Origin of the sequence: Shinella curvata, assembly GCF_022899935.1 — a bacterium.
Classification (GTDB): Bacteria; Pseudomonadota; Alphaproteobacteria; order Rhizobiales; family Rhizobiaceae; genus Shinella; species Shinella curvata.
In genome coordinates, this window is sequence record NZ_JALJCJ010000004.1 from 592,999 (window position 1) to 614,353 (window position 21,355).

Sequence of the window (21,355 nt, forward strand, 5' to 3'; positions counted from 1 at the left end):
CCTACTCCGCTGCTTCGCCGACGACGTCAAAGGCCGCGTCGTCTTCGGCCGAAAGCGAAAGGCCGATGGGCTGGCCGTCGCTGCCGAGCGCTATCAGTTGCGTGCGGTCGCCGGCCTTCTGGCGCGTCCAGTGCGCCACGGATCCGCCGGGCAGATGAAGGTGGAAGTCACCATCCATCACATTGATGAAGCCCATTCCGGGGCTGACTTTGGGCACCACGCCCGTCCATCGCTGGGAAAATCCCGGTTTTTCGAAAGCGATCGTGATGCGGTGTCCGGAGGCGAGCGCCGCTTCCAGTGGCGCGCGACCGGGGTCGTCGATGGCGACCTCAGGGCGCTCCTTGCGTTCGGAAACCGCCTTGGCCTCGGCCAGAGGCGCGAGAGAAAGGCCCGCAAGCGCGGCTTCGAAAGGTTCAAGGCCGCCGAAGCCGACCACACTCACGACCGCGTTGCCCGCGGCGTCGTTGAAATCGATGCGGGGATAGACCTGTTCGCGCATGACGCTGGATATGTCGATGATCATCGACGCGATGCGGGCCGTCTCGATACGGCTGTCATGAGCTGCACCGCGACAGACGAGCAGGTCGCCGTCATGCTCGACGGTCTCGACCGGTCCGATGCGCTCGTGGGTCACGGCGTCGGTCTTGCCGATGATCATGAGCTTGCCGATCTGCGGCAGGCGCTGGAGCACGGTATCGGCGCGGTCGGTGATGGATCTGCGGGTGGAAGGGGCGTGGTCGGTCATTTGGAACTCCAGAGATGTAAGAAGGATCAGGCGAGGGCGGCGATCGCCACGGCGGGGGCGCCGAGGTCGATTGTCCGCTGTGGTGCTATCGCGGCAGGATCGCGATGGGCGATGACAAGGAAGGCGGTATCGGGCATCCGCTGGCGCAGCAGGGAGAGCAGGTAGCGTTCCGATGCGAGATCGAGCGCGCTCGTCGCTTCATCGAGCACGGCCCATTGCGGCCGATGCAACAGAAGGCGGGCAAACGCGACGCGTTGTATTTCTCCGCCGGAGAGCCCTTCGGTCGAAGCATCCGTTTTCGTGCCGAGGCCGACGTCGCAAAGCGCCTGCTGCACGGCCTGGGTGCCGAAAATATCGATGGTCAGCGGATAGGCCGCTGCCTCCATCACGGTGCCGGACGACAGCCATGGTTTTTGCGGCAGGAACATCCAGTTGCCGGCAGCGCGCGCAATTTCGCCCTCGCCATGCGGCCAAAAACCGGCCAGAGCCTTGGTGAGCGTCGTCTTGCCGAGCCCGGAATCACCACGCAGCCAGATTGTTTCTCCCGGTCTGATCGTCAGGTCATCGATCGCAATCAGGTTGCGTCCGTCGGGTGCCTTCACCTGCACGTTCCGGAGCCGGGCGTCCGAACGCGCGGCAGCCTGCGTGAAGGGAGAGGGGCTTTCTGCCGCTGCCTTCGCCTTCTGGATGAACGTGTCGAGGCGTGCTGACGTGGCGACCAGGTCGGCGAGGTCCCTGTAGGAGAAGATGAACCAGGAGAGCGTCGTCACGACACTGGAAAAAGCGGTGGCGAGCTGCATGAGACCGCCGAAGGCGACGTGGCCGGCAAAGTAACCGGGCAGTGCCACGAAGAGCGGAATGCGCAGGACGGAATGCTGGAACGGATAGGTGAAGGTTCCAAGGATGAGTTCCCGGCCGATCAACCGCCGCCAGTTCGAGGCAACGAGATCGAAACGATTGCGGAAGAGGCGTTTTTCCGCGTCCTCGCCATTGGTCAGCGCCACCTCGTCGAAGGCGGTACGCCAACGGGCCATGGCATAGCGGAAACTTGCTTCCCGACGCTGCTGTTCGGCAAAGAGGCTTTTGAGCGGCCGTCCAAGCAGATGGGTAATGCCGCTGGACAGCGCGACATAAAGGAAGGCGGCCCAGACCATGTAATGCGGGATGTTCACGGAAAGACCGAAAAGCGAGATGCTCAACGGGAAGGCGGCGAGCGTCCAGAGAAGGGCAATGTAGGAAAACAGGCCAACGACACGCTGGATGAGGTCGATCGCTTCGCCGAGCAGGCCGCTGACGAAGAGGCGGCAATCTTCGGCGATCCGCTGGTCCGGATTGTCGATGGCATTCTCCCCATGGGCGAGATGCCAATAGGCTTTGCCCCGCGTCCATGCGTCGATGGCCGCGTCGGTGAGACTGCGGCGCCAGCGGATTTCCAGTGTCTTGCGCAGATATTCGCCAAGCAGGTGGCGTGTGGAATTCAGGCCGACGATGATGCCGAAAATGCCGATCTGCCGCAGCGCTTCCGCGGCATTCACTTTTTCCACAGCGGAGTAAAATTCCCCCGTCCATTGCACGAGGCGCAGCGTGGCGTAGACGCTGCCGAGATTGAGCGCGACCACCACGGCAAAGAGCAGCAGGCTCGCCTTGTTTCCGGGGGCGGTGAGACACAGCGCCATGAGCCGGCGAAACTGCCTGAAGACGTTCAGCATGGGATCGGTCCATCTATCCAGAAGGCGGGGAGGGGCGGCGTGTACCGTCCCTCCCGTTTGCGTGCGTCAGAACTTCACCGTCGCGCCGAGCTTGAAGGTGCGGCCCGCGCCAGTCTGCAGTTCCAGCGGGTTCACGTTGGCCGTGAGTGGATCTGCGGAATTGGCGTGGCTCGTCAGCGTGTTGGGGAAGTAGCGGCGGTTAAAGATGTTCTCGATGCCCGCCGTCAGCTCGAAGTTTTCGCGTGGCGACCACTTCGCGTAGGCGTCGAACAGGGCGTAGCCGGAGGGCAGATAGGCATCCGGATTGCTGCTCTCGTTCCGACCGGAGGCGAGGGTGGTGAGAAGCTCGAACTGCAGGCCGTAGTCCGGCAGCTCATGCCTCAGGCCGAGGACCGCGACGACCGGGATGGCGCCGTCGAAGGACGTGGTAGCCGCTGCCGCGTTCACCTTCTGGCGTCCGCGGCTCCACGCAATGTTGGCCGACGCCGTGGTGTTTTCCATGACTTCGTATTCGCCGCCGAATTCGAGGCCCCAGAAGCGCACGTCCTCGACATTGTCGGAGGTGTAGGCCGTGACCTTCGTGCCATCAGGTGCGGTGACCGTCGTCGGGCGCAGGCTGCGGATGAAGTCGGTATATTCGGCATAGAAGGCGCTGACGGTGAAGTAGCCGCGGTCAAGCTCGCCACGGAAACCGACCTCGTAGTTCTGGACCGATTCCGGCCGAAGCGCCGGGTTCGGCACGATCGACGAGCCCGTGAAAATATCAGTGCTGGACTGGAAGAGCTGTGCCGAGGTCGGCATTTTGAAGCCCTCGCCATAGGCGGCATAGACCGAGTAGGTATCGTCGAGCTTGTAGTTTGCACCGAAGCGCTTGATCAGTTCGGTCTGGCTCTGCTTTTCCGGTTCGAAGCCGGGCAGGCCGGGATAGGTGCTGTCCCCTGTCGGATCGATCGAATAGTGCGCCAGCCGCACGCCGGGCGTCAGGGTCAGGCGGCCGTCGAGCAGGGCGATTTCATCCTGGAGGTAGATGTCCGCCCGCTCCGTCGTCACACGCGGGAAGCTGAAGCCCTGGTTGATGGTGGTCGTGGTCGCGTCCGTCAGGGAGTTGTAGATCGTGTTGATGCCGGCATAGTCGCCCTTCGTACGGTCGCCGTCGAAGCCGTAGGTCAGCGTGTGCTGGGTCGGCCCGAGATCGAACGACGACTGGAGCTGGATATCCGCTTCATAGAAGGTCTCGCTGTAGTCACGATACTGGTTGTGCAGCTGGTAGCGATCCGAATAGCGGCGGCGCTGGTTGCTGTCGGTTTCACGCTCCTGCGGCGAATAGGAAACGCGCCAGTTCAGCGTATCGAGCCAGCTCGCGCCGACATCCCAATTGTGTTCGAGTGCAATGCGCTTGCGGCTCATGTCGAGGTCGCGCAGGTAGGAATCATTGACATAGGACATGGGCGAGGGAACACCTGTCGTGGATTCCGTCATGTCGTACAGCTGAGTGATGCTGGTCTTCCGGTCGAAAAGCTCGCCCGTCAGCTTGATCGTGTGTTCGCCGTCCGGCGTCCAGACGACTTTTGCCAACGCATTGTTGACGTCCGTGTCGGCCGGGAAAATCTTGTCGCAGCCGATGTAGAGGCGCGTGCAACCCCAGATGCCGCCATCGGCGCGGGCATTGCTGAGGCGCGGTTCGCTGGCAGACGTATGGCCGTAGCTGCCGAGAACCTGGACGTCGCCGAAATCATAGGCGGCGGTTACCTGCTTGCGCCAGCTGTGATCGAAGCTGTCATAACCGCTCTTCACTTCAAGCGCCCAGGGCTTGCCGTCCTTCGTCAGGAGGTCGGAGGGGTCGCGCGTGCGGAACATGACCGCGCCGCCTAGCGCATCGGCGCCCCAAAGCACCGAGTTCGGGCCTTTGACGATTTCGACCGCCTTCATGTTGCTCATGTCAAGGAAATCGCGGCTGCCGTCGGTGATCTGTTCCTGAACGCGGGAACCATCGACCGTCAGCTGAACGCGGTTGCCGCCCATGCCGCGGATCGAGAAGGAGGTCAGCTGTCCCCACGGATTGGTGATCGACGTCGTTCGCGTCACCGAGACGCCGGGCTCATGGCGAACGAGGTCCTGGATGTCACGGACGTTGCGTTCGTCGAGCTGCTGTCGGTCGATCACCGAAATCGACTGGGGAACGTCGAGGACTCTCTTTTCCCGGCGCGTCGAGAGCACGACGATCTGCTCGAGGACTGTCGCCTGGGTGTCCGTAAGCCCGGACGGATTGTCCTGCGCGAGCGCCGAAAGCGGCATGGCGAGGCTGACGGATGCAACCCCGCCGGCAAGCAGCCCGACATGACGACGGAATGACGCGCGCGGCGCGTCGGTGACATTTTTCAACATGGCCCAACCCCTGTTTCAACCACCTTCACGTGGTGTGGGTGTCGGCCTATTAAACTTGAATCGAAGAATCAAGTTTAAAGTGGATAAAAAGAATCATATTTTGGCGAGCCGCTATGCATTTGAAAATATTCTAAATTGCTTCTCGGCGTATCGGGCGGCCCACAATGCGACGGCTTTCCTTAGAGCAATCGTATGGCGATGTGTCGAGGCCTCAAGGGGTTCGGGTTAAAAATATGATCTCAATTATCATGTTATTTGACGCTGGGGCGTCGATAGACTAGCTGTCCCTCACAGCTCCACTTTTTCGATGGCAGACAATGCGATTCCACGAAACCATGACCTCCCTGCGCGGCCTGCGATTCGGTTCCTGGTCTGCAATTCTACGCATGTTCACGATGCACCGCCGTCGCTTTGCGCTATCTATCGCCCTGTCGCTTGTGGGGATCGGTCTTTCCATCGTCGTGCCGATCCTGTCGCAGAAGATTATCGATAGCGTCATGACAGGTCACGACGGTCGTGCAGCGGCAATCTTTGCTGGGATTGCAATTGCGGCCGCCGCCGCACGGCACATTTCTGTGCGTTGGCAAAACAGCCTTATCAATGACCTTGAGGCACGGCTGACAACTCGTTTGTCGAGACGTATCTATATCCGAATGATGCGCCTGCCTTTTCAGGGGTCTGTCTCCGGCGCCGGCAACTCAATCAACTTGCTTAACGAATCTCAGCGTGTCGCCACATTTATGCTCTCGACGGCGCCGAATTTCTTTTTCACCTTGCTCGGCGCTGTCGTCTCGTTTGTCGTCGCTTTCTACTATGATCCGGTCGTTTCCGTGCTGGCGGCCGGGGTCGCAGCTGTATTCGCATTCTTTGCCCGCAAAACCAATGCGCAACTCGGGGAGGCAAGCCGCGCCAGTTTCCGGCTGAACGGTGTCCTCCAAGGCGCTACGGCGGAAACGGTCAATAACCTGCGGGCCATCAAGTCCAATGCCGTGGAGCGCTTCTTCATTCAGCGGTGGACGGCGAAATCGGATGAGGCGGTTCGAGCGCGCTGGCGAATTCTGAACCTCTCGCATTCCTACGCCTTCACGATGGGGCTCCTTACGGAAATTCTCATCCTGCTGGTGGTTCTTGTCGGCTGTCTGCGCATCCTCAACGGCGACCTGACGATCGGTGGCCTTCTGGCGTTGCAGATGCTCGTCACGCGCGCGGTCATGCCGATGCTGACAAGTGCCGGCATTCTGGTCCAGTTCCATTCCGTTAGCACCACCGTTGCGGCCATCGATGCGTATCTGCGTCACGAACCGGAACGCGCCGACAGCGCACCAGCGCATCGTCCGACCCATCTTGGAGCAATCGCGGTCGAAGGTCTGACGCTCTCTTATCCGCAAGCACGGCAGCCGGCCCTCAATGGTGTATCTCTAAAACTGCCGCTCACCGGTGTGGTCGCGATCGTCGGTCGCAATGGCTCGGGGAAATCCAGTTTGTTGCGGACCCTGATTGGGCTCGAACGCCAGTATGACGGTCGGGTGACGATCGGCGATGTGGATGTGCGCACCTATCATCCACGATGGTTGCGTCAGAGGTTCGGGGGTGTCGATCAGGAAACTTCGCTTTTCTCGGGCAGTGTTCGCGAAAATATCCAGGCAGCTGTTTCCCATCCGCTGACGGAAGCCGAGATCGACGCCGCGCTGCAATTCTCTTCCGCGGAAACCTTTGTGCAAAGTCTTCCCAAAGGCCTGGAAACGGAGCTGCTTCCTGCCGCGCAGAACCTCTCGGGTGGTCAGCGTCAGCGCCTTGCCATTTCGCGTGCCGCATCGCGAAGCCCACAGATAGCCGTCTTTGACGAGCCGACATCAGCGCTCGACGCCGAGCAGGCTTTGGCACTGGAGCGCAAAATCCTGACGATGGGGCGAGATCGCCTCATCATTCTTGTTACCCATCACCTGTTTTCCGCCCGGGCCGCGGACCTGATTGTCGTGCTCGACGAAGGCATGATTGCAGGAACCGGACAGCATGAGGATCTCGTCGAAGCCTGTGAGCCCTACAAGACGCTGTGGCGCGACTATGTGCGGGCATGAAGTTCCACAAGAGGGTATTACGCTACGATGGGCCGCTCACATTACACAAAGCACACACATTGTGATTATTTCACGGTTTGACGATCGCCGCCGACCGATGGCCTTCTAGCTTTCGCCCTGCGTTGTGCCGTAGCGCATGGCCACGAGTACGATAACGACCCCCGCAATCAAGATTTGGGCGTTGAGAAGCAAAATGGGTTGCAACCAGATGCCAATCAAAGCGCACCCGAGGACGATCACCACCTCAGCCACGATTACCTTGAGAAACGTCTTTAGATATGCAGAGGTGGCTGCGTTCCCACTCTGCGAAGTGCTGCGCCGGAAATAGCCGTAGGCAAACAACGGTATCAATGCGCAGGTTATGGCCGTTGCACAAATCCTCATGCGAGCGACATCCGCCAGAGCCTCGGCTCCAGAGAACAAGATGACAGCGGAAAGCAAATAGCCGGTTGCCACCTCGGCCAGTACCGGTGGCCATATCAGTATGTCGATAGACTTCCATGGTCCGGCGCTGAGTTCCGCGTAAACGGCTCGTATCATCGCGATCGCTACCGCGACGATCACGATCACGACGAGGCATTCCTCCATGGATATTCTGCCCTGGCGGATCGCTCCGATATAGCCGGATGCATCAGCCGCAAGTCTGGTCACGACGGGAACGATGAGCATTATGAAGATACCCAGATTCCCTTCTGGTAGTCGCAGACGCTCGGCAACCCAGATTGTTAGTGCTGTGCCGCCCATAAGCCCGACGATCGCAAGCAACCTCATGAGTGGCTCAGGGCCGGAGATCAGCCCTATGGACGATAGTGCGGTCACGACGCCATATCCCTGGAACGCAGCGAGGCATAGGGTCAAGATGCGGATACCTATCAGGAGTTTGTAGTCGTTGTCTTGATGTGCAAGTTGCCACCTTGCCAAAGGCGGGCAGATCAACTTTGCGATCTCAGCGAGGCAAAGAGCCCCAAAAAGGGGGCTGACCCAAAGGAATATGATGGAAAGCTGCCCGGCTGGGCTGGATGGAATGGCTGCCAAGTGCGAGGCGAGCGCATCCTCATCAATGCCCGGTAGCATCACATAGGAACCGCCTAGATAAACCATCGTTGCCAGAAGGAACGTTCCGACGACCGCAATGATGGGCATTGAAAATGTTGTCGCCTGGCGCACGAGGAAAACTCCCGCTGGTGTCGAAAGCCCATGGCGATTGCCAGAGGCTCAAAGGATGTTGGATATTGATGATGGCGCTGTGATTGACGTGTCGTGGTATCCGCAGCCGGATGGTGGTCACGCTTCGATCGGCGCTATGGGGTGAAGGGCACCGCAAGAAAGCGCCTGCTGGGTCCCTCAAAACTGCTCGGATAGTAGGAAATGATCACGACAGCCCTCTCTTTGGTCGAGCCGACCCCAGGAACCACGACCGCATAGGCACCGTAGCTTTGAGGGCAGCCACGGGCGACCGGTAGGATGCCGTCGTCGCGATAAAGCGTACTCTCTGCAAGCCCGCTTGCGATACGCAATTCGTAACCTTGGGGCTGACCATCGCCTTGCAGATCGCATTCGGCCAACGAACTCGTCGGAAATGCAGTGACTTGGAAGGAGTAGGTCTTCGTCCGAGTGCCCCACGCCGGAAGCGGATAATTGACCGAAATTCGTGAGGAATCCTCGATCAGCTCCCCATCTCCATTCAGTGCTGCGATTTCAGCAGGTACGAAAATGTTGCGTTCGGCGATGAGGGGCCTGGCTTTATCCCTTGCGTCAGCACGCACCGCCGCCAGGTCGTCGCTGCTGTCGCCTTCCTCCGCAACACTGCTGATGCGCGTGCTCTCCTGTCCGGGATCTGCACCGAGATCGACGAGATAGATGTTGGAATAGGCGACGCCGGAATCACTTTCGATTCCATACTCCTCGAAGGCAAAATGCCGGGCTTCCAGTGAGAAACCGATGAAATTGGCGCTTGCGCGGTCCCCTGCAGCGGCAGGCGAGGCAAGAAGTCCAAAACCGGCAAATAGGCTGATCGTCCATCGCATCATATTGACCGCACCGAGGTTTGAGACCATTCCATCACCATGTTCGTTTGCTTGATTGATTTTTTGATGTGATCTGCGATGGCGACGAGTTGAGAGGTCCACGCCTCTATCCGCCGGACGCCTCGATGACACGGCGTGTCCACTCTGTTTTCTTGCCGATGGCGACGGCGCTATCGCGATCGCACTGAAACTGCGAGGCATTGTCGGCTGCGGAGCGAGCAAGCTGGTAGCCGTTTTTGTTGGCGCCGATATCGACAGCGCCAAGCAGGCACGCCTCGCCGTATTCTACGCGGATTATCGCGAGAACCTGATGGCCGACGTCCGGCGTTCCCTCTTTCGGGAATAGCATGCGTACGATCGCTGCCTCGGCTTTGAACACTCCGGAGACCACGGGGCCGCGCCATTCTATTTTCTCGCCGGCGCTCCATGCTTCCACGACTGACGGAGCGCCATCCGCGTTCGTTTCGTCCCAGGTTAGCGCGATCTGGACGCTTGTTCCCAAACCATTGACGACCACGGATATGCCGGCCGGACCGAGGCACGTCTTCGACTGCTCCTCAACCTCCTCATCGAGGGGCGGAGCAATGACGCAATCACTGTTTGCTATCGACGTATAGCGGCTCTCCAATCTCGCCGCGTTTGCTGGCGCAGCGAGCGCTGGAGCGAGGGCGATCAGAGCTGCCAGCCGCAAGGATATCGCTCTGAAAGACCCTGCCATGTCATGCCAAGCGCACATGCTGCACTCCTCTGAATCAATCCTCAATCAGCGCAGCGGGCTTAGCGTCGGACGACCGCAGCGTCTAAGGCTCTCGGACAATCTGCCAGCCAGCGCGCTGGCGAAGCCATATTTGGATCGGATTTGTTTCAGCAGTTCGCCTCGGTGCCGTTCGTCGCATTTCACGCGACCGCCTGCCGAGAAATCTCGGTGAAAACTGGGGGGCATGCCTCCGTGGCAGGCCGGAACGGGCCGTCAACCTTCAGAGTAAAAAATGAAAACTCTAATCTCTGCGGCGGTCATCGCGGTGCTCGCTTTTGGCGCCGCGACCGATGCAGCCTTTGCGCAATTCGCCGTCAACGGGCTGCCGACCACCCGATGACGTGGGCCAGAAGAACATCGGCCGCGCCCTCGCAGACCACCAGCGCAGGACGAAAAATTGAAGTCCGACAATACGCATAACCTGATTGGGGTCATCGCCGAAAATGCCCGATGGCGGGTGCGCTCAACGAACGCGGCTATCCACCTTCGTGTTAGGGCCGCTTTTTCCGCTTCCTTACGGAAAGCTCAGCAAAAAGTCCGGGGTAATTCCAAGCTCTCACGGAGGTTCACCTCAAAAGAATAGTTTCCTTTGATGGCCGACGCGCGGGTCGCTGATTGGGTGACGACATCATGAAGAAACAACGGTCCGCTTGAGATGGCTACTGCCACGCCACCGAGGGCCAAAGAATGAGATACACGTCCGCGCTGCGATATTCACTAATCCACGCGATCACATCGATAGGGATCGGCATAACCGTCCTCCTTGTCGCGACGCGATCCGGCTCGAGGCCCCTGGATGACTGGGTCGGAACGATCGAAATCCTGGTTCGCACCATCAAACGATACCCCCATAATCTCTATGAGATCGCGGCCATCCTGGCCGTTCTCATCGTGCCGATCAGAGCCGGCTTCGCGGATGCTCGCAGTAACGAGCCGCAATCTGCCTCGAACGTCAGTCGGCAAGCCTTCGCCGCCGCTCTCGCGGCACTCGCCACACCGCTCGTCTACCTTGGATTCAGCACGATCCTAAACCACGCATTGTCGAGCAACTTCCCCGGTCACCGGTGGAACCATGTGGAGGCGCTTGCCATGGGACTGTGGTCTTTCATGACGATCCCCGTCACGCTGATGACATCGCATGTGCTGCGGGGACAGCGCGCCAAGGCCGTCGCAGGTGCCAAACCTGAATAGGTGCGCGAGCGCGCATCGGTAGAAAATGCCTGCAAATGCCGACGAAAACTGCTGTCCGTCGCGCACTACCCTGACCTTGGAGGGTTCTCATGACATCGACCATCCGGTGCCTTGCAACACTGTTCCCATTCCTTTTCAGCGCGTCTTCACTTCTCGCCGCGGATACGTTCCAGCCCGGAAAAACGGATGGGGCGCTACCCACGTTCGTTCGCGCCGAGGACGGTGCACGCGCCTGCTGGAGAACCGAAATCAGCCCATCCCAGCTGGCGGCAAAGCCGAACCGGATGGTGAAATCCATGGCGCTGTCGATGCAGACCCAGGTCTCCCCACCCGACGAGGACTGGCCGCAAGGTCGCACCCTCTATAACTACGACCTCTCGATAACCTTTTCCGACGGGCGCAGTGGCCGGGCGCTGGGAAACTGCCTTCCCGATGGACCGGATTCCATCGCATGTGCCGTCGAATGTGATGGCGGGGGCGCGATCGTCAGCCACAGAGATGGAGGCGCAGTCGATCTGGATTTCAGCCAGACAAGCTTTATCAGGCTGAACTATTGTGGCGAGCAGGGAGACCCCATACGGTTCCGGCCGGACGTGGCGGAGGCACGCTTCACGCTGCAGAAACGGCCCGAGGAAGAGTGCCCCGCGGTAACGATGCCCGATTGGGACGCCGGGATCGATTGATCCATATGCAATGACACGATTGCAGACAACGGCCGGAGGGCCGCCGCCCATTCTCTCAGCATATCCCGGTCAGATCTATGTGGGGCAGATGGCACGCGGCGCGGCCAGCCCTCCATCATGCGTATAGGGAGCAGTGGCACGAATGCCCGACCATATCAGCGTCTTAATACTCGGGGCCACGGGCTTTATCGGCTCCGTCGTCGCGGAACGGCTTCGGAGTTGCGGGTATGCCGTGACCGGGCTTGGCCGCAACCCCGATCGTGCGAAACTCCAGCATCCCGACATCCGCTGGCTGAAGGCCGATCTCGGCGATCTTACCACTGCCGCCGATTGGGCGCCGCTCCTTGCAGGCCAGGATATCGTCGTCAACTGCGCCGGCGCCTTGCAGGACGGCCCGCATGATGACCTCGCTGCGTCGCAGGAGCGCGCGATGCTGGCGCTCTATGCGGCCGCTGGCCAGGCCGGTCTCCGCCTTATCGTGCAGATTTCCGCCAACACGGCCGATTCCGGCGCCGAAACGGCCTTCCTCAGCACCAAACGGACAGCCGATCGTGCCCTTGCCTCGAGCGGCGTACCGCATGTCATCCTGCGCCCCGCCCTGGTCATCGGCCGTAATGCCTTTGGCGGCACAGCGCTGCTGCGCGCGCTCGCCGCCATGCCGGGGGCGATCCCCATCGCCTATGCCGACAATCCCATCGCTACCGTGTCGGTGGATGACGTCGCCGCTTGCGTCGCCAAGGCGGTTGCCGGCGCGATCCCCGTGGGGGGCGATTATGATCTCGCTGCGCCCGAAATCCTGCGGTTCCGCGATCTGGTGGCGCTGCATCGCGCCTGGCTCGGGCTGCCGCCGGTTCGCATCCTGTCGCTTCCCGGCTTTGTTTCTCGGCCGGTCGGTGCGCTCGCCGATCTCGCGGGCCGGCTCGGCTGGCGTTCTCCGCTGCGCTCGACGGCGATGGCCGTCATGGCGGGCGGTGTGTCAGCCGGGCGGCAGGGGGCATCGCCGGCCGACGTGACGTTGTTGACCGCCGCCCAGACCCTCGCGCGCCATCCGGCGGGTGTGCAGGACGTCTGGTTCGCGCGGCTCTACCTGCTCAAGCCGCTGATCGTCGTCATCCTCTCGGCTTTCTGGCTGCTGTCGGGACTGGTTCCGCTGCTCGATCCCGCGCGGGCCGCCTACTTCCTGCAGCCTTTCATGCCGACGGCTGTCGCCTTTCTTGCGACGTTCCTCACTTGCGCCCTCGATATTGCGCTCGGGCTTGCCGTCCTTTATCGGCCGTGGGCGCGCCGCGCACTGCTCGGTATGCTCGCCGTCTCCGCGGCCTATCTGGTGGGCGGCACGATCCTGACGCCGGAACTCTGGCTCGATCCGCTCGGGCCGTTCGTCAAGGTACTGCCGTCGATGGTCCTGGCGGGCGTTACTATTGCCATACTGGAGGAACGCTGATGCCAGAGGGGGTGGACGTTCTGCGGCTGCTGCATGTAGTCGGTGCGACCGTCCTGTTCGGGACGGGAGCCGGTATCGCCTTCTTCATGGTCATGGCGCATCGGACGAAAAATCCTGCGCTGATCGCCCATGTCGCGGGCACGGTTGTGGTCGCCGATACGCTTTTCACGGCCACGGCCGTCGTCCTGCAGCCGGTCACGGGATACCTTCTTGCCCGCGAGATCGGGTGGTCGCTCACCGAGGGCTGGATCGTCCTGTCGCTTCTCCTTTATGTTCTGACCGGTCTTTTCTGGCTGCCGGTCGTCGCGATCCAGCTCCGCCTCCGGGATATCGCTCGCGCGGCAGCGGCGAACGGCGAAGCGCTCCCTCCGGCGTACTTCCGCCTCTACCGCGTGTGGTTCCTCTGCGGCTTTCCGGCCTTCTTTGCGGTGATCGGCATTCTCTGGCTCATGCTCGGCAAGCCGACATTGTTTTGAGCGCCCGGTGACCTCTCGATGCCTTCCAACGTAGAAATGTGATGCTGGAGCGCTGCGTTGTCGCCGGCTTCCCGGCGCTACCAGAAGAAATGAAATCGGCCCGGCTGCAAGCAGCCGGGCCGTGGACGGTCGAGATAATGCAGCCAGTCACAGGTTGGGGCCGGGGATGTGGATCTTGCTCGGCTTCTTCCAGTGGATCTTCCCGCGGCCGTGATCATGATGGTGATGGCCGCCCCAGCCGCCGAAGCCGAAGGAAATGCCCACGCTCGGGGTAGAATCGTAGCGACGCTGAACGGCACGGGCGAGATACTTCTGCGAGACCCAGCCATCTGCGCCGGGATGAGAGATATAGCACCAGCCGCGCTTGCACCGCGCGATGTCGACGTCTTCCCCGTAGAGCACGGTTCCGATCGTGGAATAGTTCACGCCGGGGCCGGTGCGGACATTGATGTTGCCAGTCACCATGCCGGGAGCCGCCTGGGCGGGAGCAGCAATGGCGAACGCGACCGCCGCGAAGCCGATTGCCGCGAGCGCGCGCCCGGCGTTATTGATCATTTTGTGCATGCCAGTCTCCTTGTTTGCCGTGGAGCGCCACGGTTCGTTTGACGGAGTCAGGAATGCACCTCCGTTGTATCTCCAGAATTTCTGGAAAGTGGGGCTTTGCGATACAGACGCGCGAGCTCACCGCTCAGGGCTTCGGCCACGGCAACTTGTTGTGGTGGTGATGGCGACGGTGATGCCAGCCTTTGCTCTGTTCGCCGCTTCCAAAGCCGGAATTGAACCGGAAGGCCGGTGCTGCATGCGAGTACTTTATGCTGCCTGACTTCGCCGGCTTTCCGCGGATCCTTCCCAACGAGCGTCTGCATCTTCGTCGTCAGATCGGTCGTCTTCGACTGCAACTACTCGGGGGCCACGCAAAGGCGGCCGACGACGATGCAGGCGCGATCGAGATCATGAGAGTGAGGCCCTTCACGGGAGAAACCTCGTTCGTCCGTGCCCATGCGTATTGAACATCGCCCGCTTGGCGAGTTCTGCCCGTCACAGACAATTTCTTGAAACCGCATGGCTGTAGCCAACGTCGTTTCCATCCAGAATTTCGAGCGCAACTCCTCCCATGAAACAGAAGCAAAGCCCTGCCGCCTATCAGAAGGCCGACGCGTCACGCAGGTTATCAAGGCGGCAGATGATCGATCTCGTGGGGGCTATCTGGGCCATTGGCCTCCTGTACCCCGCCGGGGCCATCGCCGTCGCAATCAGCAGCCCCGAGCATCGCGGCGTTCTTCTCGACACCGCGCTATCCATGGGCGTCGGAACCATGACTACGGGTATCGTCGAGAGAAACGAATGCGTCTGGTTCAAGACAGGCAGTGCACGAGGCGGGGATCAGGGTATGCAGTGCATGCTCCTGGTCCGTGCGGAAGAGCGCGAGCGGCGAACGATCATCCGGGTGAGCAGTCCGGGCCATCTTCACGGGCAGTGGACGCCAGGATTCGTCTTCAGGCAACTTGCCGTCGATGCGCCCGCCGCGACCGTTTGGGACCGGGCTTCCCGCGTTTTGCCTACGGTGCTTATCTCTCTCGGCTCGCTGGCGCTGGCGGCAGTCGCCACGGTGGCGGCGGTCTCCGACAATCGCCGGTTGGCGCCAGGGTGAAGCTAGGGTGCGGGCGAAACGTTCTTGTCGAGGAAAGGATTGGCTTCGGGCTTCCAGTGGAAACCAATCAGAAGATCGCGCGTCGGTGTGAAATCCTTCGCCTCGAAGACGATCGGTGTGCGCACGAGCCCCTGTGACGCATCGGGCCAGCATGTCATCATCGCCGCCCCATCCTGCGGCGGGTCGATCGTCAGCCGGAAGTGGCCGATCGGTCCAGCCCAGTTCGCACCGGTTTTTAGGATGTAGCCCACCTCCGATATGTACCCGACAAGTCCGTCGGGGCCGACATTCTGGATCATTGTGCTGACCGCATCATCACTGAGGCAATAGTTATCGACGATCTGCCGCCGGCGATCCCGTAGTTCGGACGTATCCCCCGTGTTGTAGAGGCCATATCCTCCGATCCAGGGATGATATCTGTGCTTGACGCTCGCGCTCGCGCCTGCGGGAAGTTCGAGGTCCCAGATGTAAACGAGTTGGTATCGCCATTCGCCTCGAACCGAGCCTATTCCGGCCTTTGCTGCGGCTTTTTCCAGTGCGGCCCATTGCTTGTCGTTGGCCGGTCGATAGTTCCAGGGTTCCTTGTAGCTGGGCGGCGGCATCAGCCCCGTCCTCTCGAGGAGCGCGCTGATATCGTCCCCAGCCTCGGTTCGGACGATCATTCTTCGATTGCTGGGAATTTTCTTGCCGTCGATGAGCGTGACGAAATCATCCATCGGATTGTCCAGATCATAGGCCTGCTCGTCGAAATTGTTCTGAAGGTCCCTGTCTATGGCCGGCAGCGGAAAGCCGATCGTTGCCGAGACGGCCTTGGACGTCTCGTTCGCGAAGACGTAATCGACCCGGATTTCACCTCGCGTGACGTGGAGATCCTCGCTCACCATGCGGACGCTGTCGCTGGTGATGAGCTCGATGCCGCCGGCATCGATGCGCACCATGCTGTCATTGGCAAAAGAAGGGCCTGCTGCGAGAAGAAGCACGCCCGAAAACGCGCCGGCGCGCAGCCTGCTAGAGAGTGAAGGCATGTGTTCCTCCTATGGACAGGTCGTGACCTGGTTTCCGCAAAGGCCGGTTACCCAGCCACGGTGCTCGGCGCCATCGGGTGTCTCGAGCGTGACATCGGCGAACGTTCCGCTGCAATCGTGAACCTTTCGGACGGTCGCGCTGTCCGGTCCCCAGTCGTCGCCGACAAGCTCGGTCAGGATCCGAGCCGATGGGTCGGGAGCCTCGCGCAGGTGAGGGTTGTTGATCGAGAACGTGACGAGTTTTGCGGAAATCCATCCCGGTCCCTCGAAGATCGTCCGCTCCGGCCTTTCGCCATACTGATCGACGGCGACATTTCTGATCCGGAACCAGCCGTTCTCGTAGCCGACGACCTCGAATTCCGGCGAAAACGCCGCGTCCCCTTCACCGGCTTCCTGAGGCAGTTTGGTAAGGATCGTCGCAGACGCGTTCGGTTCCGACCGCACGTTCGTTCCGGCGGGGTCGGGATCCCAGGTATGGGCGGTGAAGGAGCAGACGCTTGCCGTGGCGCTCGCCGGGCCCGGTGCCGCGAAGATGGCGACGGCCGAGGATAGGGCGATCAGGATCGGGGCGAATCTTCGCATGGTGCAGTCCTCGCTGGAGAGGGATGGTGGCGCCTTCAGGGCGCGACGACGCGCATCGAGGTGGGGAAGGGTTCGACCCGCAGGCTATCGTGGCCGAGAAGGCTGATACGTTGGTGAGGCGCATATTCCAACGCGCCATCGCCTCCCTTGCGGATGGCGAATTGCCAGGCGGTGAGCTCTCCGCGGTCGGCCAGCGCATGACCGATCACGCTGATCGCTTCACTGCTTGATGGCCCGAGTGCCTGAATATCGTCCGGCGCAACGCCAATGATGACATCGTCCCTGACGGTGATGATCTTGAAGAGCTGCGGCACGGTGCTAGACATGAAAACTCCCATCGACGGGTGGAAATGAAGATGTAGCCAAAGCCTATCCGCCAGGGATGTTTCATTCATTTGCCGGGATCACGGCAAAACTTTTGTCACCGCGATCAGATAGCGGTCCGAGCCTTCCCAGCCGCGCGTGTAAATGCCGACAAGAACAGCAAGCACCTTCCGGCCGCCGCCTTCGTGGATATAGGCTGCCGCGATGTCGTATCCATTCGCACAGCCGCGCGAGCGGGGCAGCCTGCCGGCATAATCTTCCAATGTCACGGTGTCCCGGGCCGAGAGAACCAGCTTGAAGTCGCTGGGCTCAGGTGTGTCCGTCGTGCAGCCATGGGCGGCTTGCGCTTTTCGCTCGACGAGCATGAGTTGGCCTAAATTCGGAAGTGCCGCGGCGTGTCTGTGGCGATAAGGATCGCCGCGATCGACGGGCTGGAAGGGGAGGGAAGGCGTGCCGGCATCAACGAGCCCGAAATGATCGATGAGGGCTGCCCCCTTCTTCCTGACCTCGGCAAGCGCCGCTTTCCCGCTTGCCCCCTCACCTTCGAGAGCGATACGCAATGGCGTTTGGGGTGCCCATGCGTTCTTCGCCGTGTCGATCACATACATCGTCGCATAGCCGCGCAGTTCTGCTTCCGGCTCTACATACTCCACGAAGGAGAAGTAGCGGCCGTCGGGCGAGAAACGAGTATCGGTGAGAACCGACTGATCCCAGGCCGCAGCGGGAAATGCCAGTAGCGAAAAAGCAAAGGCGAAGAAGTGCACACGCATGGTGGATTACCTTCTGCAGGTGGAGAAGGTCATGATGTCGTGTCTCGACGTTTCCCCAATATGTCGTCCGTCAAGGGGATCAGGCCGAGGTGACGCGGACGATATGGAAAAACACCGGCGCCGCGAATGCGAGGGGAGATCAGGCCGCCTTTCCCGAACAATAGAACGAGGCTGGCAAACTGGACGAACGCCATCCGCATTCTGATCCATTGGCGAGCCGCCATCAGCGTCGCCGGCATCGCCCAGGGGCTACGGGACGTCAGCGTCTCGGTAACGACAAAGGCTCCGATGAGGACGACGGCGAGGCTGATAACGAGGCTGGTCGTGCCATCTTGCATTGAAGGGCCCCGCAAGCGCTGGGCGAGACGATTAAGGGAAAAGATGTGGGAGCCGGCGGCGTCTGAAAGGCGGATGCCCCACCCCGGGGGCATTGGGGCAGGGCATCAATGAGCGGATGTCGCGTTATCGCCCCCGAGGGGAGGAGGGCGCCGACATGGCTCAAATGGCAGCTGGGACCGGCTTTTCGCCCCAGGCGTTGGACTGTTCGATGCTCGGCTGGATGCCGAGTTCCCAGATCATGTAGAGGATGCCAGCGAGGGGAACGAGGGCGACCAGCGTCCACCAGCCGGACTTGCCGCGGTCATGCCAACGCTTCGCATAGGCAGCACATGCCGGATAGATCGTGGCGAGAGAGACGACGCTGACGATGTAGGCGAGCGGCGCGTAGATCGCGCCGAGGATCGACGAGACGATGGACATGACGACGCCGACGGCCAGCATCACCGCGACGGAGATCCAGAAATCCCTGCGCCCGATGCGGCCTTCGTAGCTGAGAAAGAGGTACTTGAAGTCGATTCCCTTGAGCTTCTCCATGATCATCTCCTTGGTGAGTTGCTGTTTCAGGATGTCTCCTGATAGGGCGGGGATGTTTCATCGCGATGCCGTGATCGGGGCTGCGTCCTTTACAATCCCCGCCCGGCGAGGCCGGTCTAGAAATGGCGCATCCAGACGTTCGGCTCGTGGTAGACGCCTCGGTTCCCGGCAAGGTCGATCTCGACCGGTGCGAGCCCGCCGGCGACGTGGTAGCGTCCGCTGACGGGAAAGCGCAGGTCGGTCCAGCGAGCCCATTGCGGAACGTTCGCGCAGACCTCCATCGAGTGGCCGGCAATACCGACGACGCGTGCGCCAAGGCGACGGTGTTTGCGAATCCAGGGGTCGAAAGGCTCACCGTTCTCCGTCATCCATGAGAGATAGGTCTCCATCGTTTCGAGTGGATAGTGGGATTTGCGGGTCGGCCGGATCGGCACGACCATCGCTTGGAAACCGGAAGCTTTGGCGATAGCGCGCATCGCCATGATCATGCGCTCGGCCAGATCGCCGCCGCGCTTGTCTGCCGATACGACAACCGAAAGCGCGGACAGCGCGTTGACCGTATGGCCGAATGCCCTGACGCCGGCGGCAAGGACACCACCCCATCCTTCCTGCGGAAGCGAGCTGTCGTCCTCCGGCGTGCTCCAGAAAAACGGAATGGCGTTGGCCGTAGCAACCAGTCTCTCGCCGCCATCTTCATCCGTGCTGAGGGCAAAGAGCTGGAACCTGTCGAGGCCAGGTTCATACAGCCTGTCCCAGCATTCAACCGTTGTCGAATCCGCATTGAGGAAAACAGGCCAGGCCGTTGTCGCGAGCGCGTCGCCCAGGGCACGAAGGTCGGGACGGTCGGCGGCGGTAAGAATTCGCAGGGAGCGAGCCGCATGTCCTTGGGATAGGGGAGGCTTTGCTAACATCATGGTGGGGGTCCGTGGGTAAAAAAGGATAGGGCTCGCCGCGTCAGACGGCAGTAGCTTGGAAAGCCGCGCCATGGGTCGGCTGGTTCTTGAGCGTGTCGAGTTCGGCACGCATATTGGCGACGACGAGTTGCACGAGCTGATAGCCGAAGGCTGGGTTCTGGAAGTAGAGTTCCGAGAGCGCTGCCTGAGGAAGCGCGGCGACGGTCGCATCTGCGGAGGCGATGAAAGTATCGCTTTGCCGGCGCGCCGTCTGGAAAAGGGTCGCATCACCGACGAAGGCCCCCGGTCGCATCCTTTGCGCGCCGGCAAGCGAGGTGATTTCGCCCGAAAGTAGGACGTAGAGCGTATCGGCCTCGTCGCCGGCCCGGAACAGTGTTGCGCCCTTGGCGATGTTGATCCGCTTCATATGCGGCACCAGCCAGTCGAGATGAAAATCCGCACTTTCGCCGGAGCGAGCGGCCTCGACCGACCGTACGAGGCGCAGCATCTCGACCAGCCGAAGCGTGTTTAGTGGCAGGAGGATGAGTTCCATGATCATGACCGGATAGCTCGCGGTCAGATATCCATAGAGCAGGAACGCAATGCTGCTCAGGATGCCCGCCACCCGTAGGTGGATCGAGGTCTTCATCGCCCAGGCGACGACGGTCAGTGCGGTGCCGCAATAGCCAATCAATTCAATCCAGAACATATCCGAACCTCCCAGTCCGCAGGAGCGGGGCATGGCCCCACGATGGTCATGGAATAGGGAGAGGACGTTTCAGGGGATTGTCGCGGAAGGTCGCCCCGCTATGCGGAGAGGCCCTGGCGCGTGCTGCTGGGACCTTTGTAGATGTATCCGCTGCCGCGCGCTGTATGGATCAGGTCGCTGTCATGGCCGGTGCTTTCGAGCTTGCGACGCAGCCGTGTGATCCGCGTGTCGATACTGCGATCCATGGGGTCGGTGCCATAGGCAGGCGCGAGGCGAAGGATATCGTCGCGATTGAGCATCCGGCCGGGATTCGTCGCGAAAGCCGCGACGAGGTCGATTTCGGTGGGGAACAGCGCGACTTCCGCTCCCGCCGGATCAAGAAGCCGCCAGTTCTTGAGGTCGAGCGAAAAGACCCCGAACGGAACCGTATCGACATGGAGGAAGCGGCGGCGGCGGAGCACCGCATCCATGCGCGCGGCGAACTCGCGCAGCGAGAACGGCTTGGTGACGTAGTCGTCGGCCCCGACCTCCAGGCCGGCCACCTTGTCGACGACATCGTCGGCCCCGGTCAGCATGATGATGCCGAGGCTGTGGCTCTGCCGAAGCCGACGTGCAATGCTCAATCCGTCCTCGCCGGGCAGGCTCACATCGAGCACAGCAAGCTCGGGCACGTCGTTTTCGAGCAGCTTGTCGAGTTCGGCGGCATCGCCGGCAACCCGCACCGTATGGCCGGCCATGGCCAACGCGTCCTCCAGCATGGCGCACAGGGCAGGGTCGTCATCGACAACGATCACATTGGCCATCTGGGTCAGACCAGCCGCAGTGCGACGCCGGGAAATGCGTGGCAGGATTTTCGCTCATGCATGATCACGATACCCTCGCCTTTCCGACATCTTTTCCAACCTTCGTGGAAAACTAGCCGCGCATTCATCCGAATTCTCTGTGAGTTGCGAACTCGGAATATGCGAATAACGAACTGCCGCGATTTTATTCCGCCGGTCTACTTATCCAAGCCTTCTTTTACTTGATTTCG

22 protein-coding genes are annotated in these 21,355 nt (G+C 61.0%); 6 read left to right on the forward strand and 16 right to left on the reverse strand.

All coding sequences use genetic code 11. The features are described from left to right. Window position 1: 1 nt before the first annotated feature. The 3 genes from MUU55_RS17700 to MUU55_RS17710 all read right to left on the reverse strand — a co-directional run bounded on the left by MUU55_RS17700 (window position 2) and on the right by MUU55_RS17710 (window position 4,839). Window positions 2-745 (reverse strand): ChuX/HutX family heme-like substrate-binding protein, encoded by a 744-nt coding sequence (locus MUU55_RS17700; protein WP_244762065.1) that lies wholly within the window; start codon window positions 743-745, stop codon window positions 2-4. A gap of 26 nt (window positions 746-771) precedes the next feature. Further along, entirely contained in the window at window positions 772-2,454 is a 1,683-nt protein-coding gene (locus tag MUU55_RS17705) for an ABC transporter ATP-binding protein/permease (RefSeq protein ID WP_244762066.1), read from the reverse strand. Window positions 2,455-2,520: 66 nt separating this feature from the next. Then, a complete protein-coding gene (locus tag MUU55_RS17710) occupies window positions 2,521-4,839 on the reverse strand; it encodes a TonB-dependent receptor (protein WP_244762067.1) in 2,319 nt (772 codons plus the stop codon). Between the two features lie 317 nt (window positions 4,840-5,156). Here MUU55_RS17710 and MUU55_RS17715 point away from each other — a divergent pair, with 317 nt between their 5' ends. After that, window positions 5,157-6,917: a peptidase domain-containing ABC transporter gene (locus MUU55_RS17715; RefSeq protein WP_244762068.1), complete on the forward strand. Its 1,761-nt coding sequence runs from the start codon at window positions 5,157-5,159 to the stop codon at window positions 6,915-6,917. 105 nt (window positions 6,918-7,022) lie between these two features. Here MUU55_RS17715 and MUU55_RS17720 read toward each other — a convergent pair whose 3' ends face one another. The 3 genes from MUU55_RS17720 to MUU55_RS17730 form a co-directional block, all read right to left on the reverse strand. Further along, complete coding sequence (locus MUU55_RS17720) at window positions 7,023-8,084, reverse strand: hypothetical protein (protein ID WP_244762069.1); 1,062 nt, start codon at window positions 8,082-8,084, stop codon at window positions 7,023-7,025. A 134-nt stretch (window positions 8,085-8,218) separates the two neighbouring features. Continuing rightward, the gene (locus MUU55_RS17725) at window positions 8,219-9,046 is read right to left on the reverse strand and encodes a DUF2259 domain-containing protein (protein WP_244762070.1); all 828 of its coding nucleotides are present in this window, start codon (window positions 9,044-9,046) and stop codon (window positions 8,219-8,221) included. A 4-nt stretch (window positions 9,047-9,050) separates the two neighbouring features. Continuing rightward, window positions 9,051-9,680 carry a hypothetical protein gene (locus tag MUU55_RS17730; RefSeq protein WP_244762071.1) on the reverse strand — a complete coding sequence of 210 codons (630 nt, stop codon included), beginning with the start codon at window positions 9,678-9,680 and terminating at the stop codon, window positions 9,051-9,053. A 708-nt stretch (window positions 9,681-10,388) separates the two neighbouring features. Between MUU55_RS17730 and MUU55_RS17735 the strand changes: the two genes are divergently transcribed. The 4 genes from MUU55_RS17735 (at window position 10,389) to MUU55_RS17750 (ending at window position 13,495) form a co-directional block, all read left to right on the forward strand. After that, window positions 10,389-10,892, forward strand: coding sequence for a hypothetical protein (locus MUU55_RS17735; protein WP_244762072.1), 504 nt, complete (start codon window positions 10,389-10,391; stop codon window positions 10,890-10,892). A gap of 89 nt (window positions 10,893-10,981) precedes the next feature. After that, a complete protein-coding gene (locus MUU55_RS17740) occupies window positions 10,982-11,575 on the forward strand; it encodes a hypothetical protein (RefSeq protein ID WP_244762073.1) in 594 nt (197 codons plus the stop codon). A 154-nt stretch (window positions 11,576-11,729) separates the two neighbouring features. Beyond that, on the forward strand, window positions 11,730-13,019 hold the full coding sequence (locus tag MUU55_RS17745) for an SDR family oxidoreductase (protein ID WP_244762174.1): 1,290 nt from the start codon (window positions 11,730-11,732) through the stop codon (window positions 13,017-13,019). Then, entirely contained in the window at window positions 13,019-13,495 is a 477-nt protein-coding gene (locus MUU55_RS17750; protein WP_244762074.1) for a DUF2269 family protein, read from the forward strand. Before MUU55_RS17745 ends, MUU55_RS17750 begins: the two co-directional genes overlap by 1 nt. A 147-nt stretch (window positions 13,496-13,642) precedes the next feature. Here MUU55_RS17750 and MUU55_RS17755 read toward each other — a convergent pair whose 3' ends face one another. Further along, window positions 13,643-14,059 (reverse strand): SH3 domain-containing protein, encoded by a 417-nt coding sequence (locus tag MUU55_RS17755; RefSeq protein ID WP_244762075.1) that lies wholly within the window; start codon window positions 14,057-14,059, stop codon window positions 13,643-13,645. 550 nt (window positions 14,060-14,609) lie between these two features. On the opposite strand from MUU55_RS17755, the gene MUU55_RS17760 reads away from it, so the two are divergent. Next, window positions 14,610-15,146 (forward strand): hypothetical protein, encoded by a 537-nt coding sequence (locus MUU55_RS17760; RefSeq protein ID WP_244762076.1) that lies wholly within the window; start codon window positions 14,610-14,612, stop codon window positions 15,144-15,146. A gap of 2 nt (window positions 15,147-15,148) precedes the next feature. On the opposite strand, the gene MUU55_RS17765 is transcribed toward MUU55_RS17760, so the two are convergent. The 9 genes from MUU55_RS17765 to MUU55_RS17805 all read right to left on the reverse strand — a co-directional run bounded on the left by MUU55_RS17765 (window position 15,149) and on the right by MUU55_RS17805 (window position 21,125). Next, a complete protein-coding gene (locus MUU55_RS17765; protein ID WP_244762077.1) occupies window positions 15,149-16,171 on the reverse strand; it encodes a DUF4424 family protein in 1,023 nt (340 codons plus the stop codon). Window positions 16,172-16,180: 9 nt separating this feature from the next. Continuing rightward, on the reverse strand, window positions 16,181-16,753 hold the full coding sequence (locus MUU55_RS17770) for an SH3 domain-containing protein (protein ID WP_244762078.1): 573 nt from the start codon (window positions 16,751-16,753) through the stop codon (window positions 16,181-16,183). Between the two features lie 35 nt (window positions 16,754-16,788). Beyond that, window positions 16,789-17,079: a hypothetical protein gene (locus MUU55_RS17775; protein WP_244762079.1), complete on the reverse strand. Its 291-nt coding sequence runs from the start codon at window positions 17,077-17,079 to the stop codon at window positions 16,789-16,791. Between the two features lie 78 nt (window positions 17,080-17,157). Next, a complete protein-coding gene (locus MUU55_RS17780) occupies window positions 17,158-17,847 on the reverse strand; it encodes a DUF2259 domain-containing protein (RefSeq protein WP_244762080.1) in 690 nt (229 codons plus the stop codon). Between the two features lie 29 nt (window positions 17,848-17,876). Next, window positions 17,877-18,185, reverse strand: coding sequence for a hypothetical protein (locus tag MUU55_RS17785; RefSeq protein WP_244762081.1), 309 nt, complete (start codon window positions 18,183-18,185; stop codon window positions 17,877-17,879). A 160-nt stretch (window positions 18,186-18,345) separates the two neighbouring features. Beyond that, window positions 18,346-18,720, reverse strand: coding sequence for a DUF805 domain-containing protein (locus MUU55_RS17790; RefSeq protein ID WP_244762082.1), 375 nt, complete (start codon window positions 18,718-18,720; stop codon window positions 18,346-18,348). A 116-nt stretch (window positions 18,721-18,836) separates the two neighbouring features. Beyond that, window positions 18,837-19,706, reverse strand: a complete 870-nt coding sequence (locus MUU55_RS17795; RefSeq protein ID WP_244762083.1) for a hypothetical protein — start codon at window positions 19,704-19,706, stop codon at window positions 18,837-18,839. Beyond that, entirely contained in the window at window positions 19,675-20,322 is a 648-nt protein-coding gene (locus MUU55_RS17800) for a cyclic nucleotide-binding domain-containing protein (RefSeq protein ID WP_244762084.1), read from the reverse strand. Before MUU55_RS17800 ends, MUU55_RS17795 begins: the two co-directional genes overlap by 32 nt. Window positions 20,323-20,420: 98 nt before the next feature. Beyond that, window positions 20,421-21,125 (reverse strand): response regulator transcription factor, encoded by a 705-nt coding sequence (locus tag MUU55_RS17805; protein WP_244762085.1) that lies wholly within the window; start codon window positions 21,123-21,125, stop codon window positions 20,421-20,423. Between the last annotated feature and the right edge of the window lie 230 nt (window positions 21,126-21,355).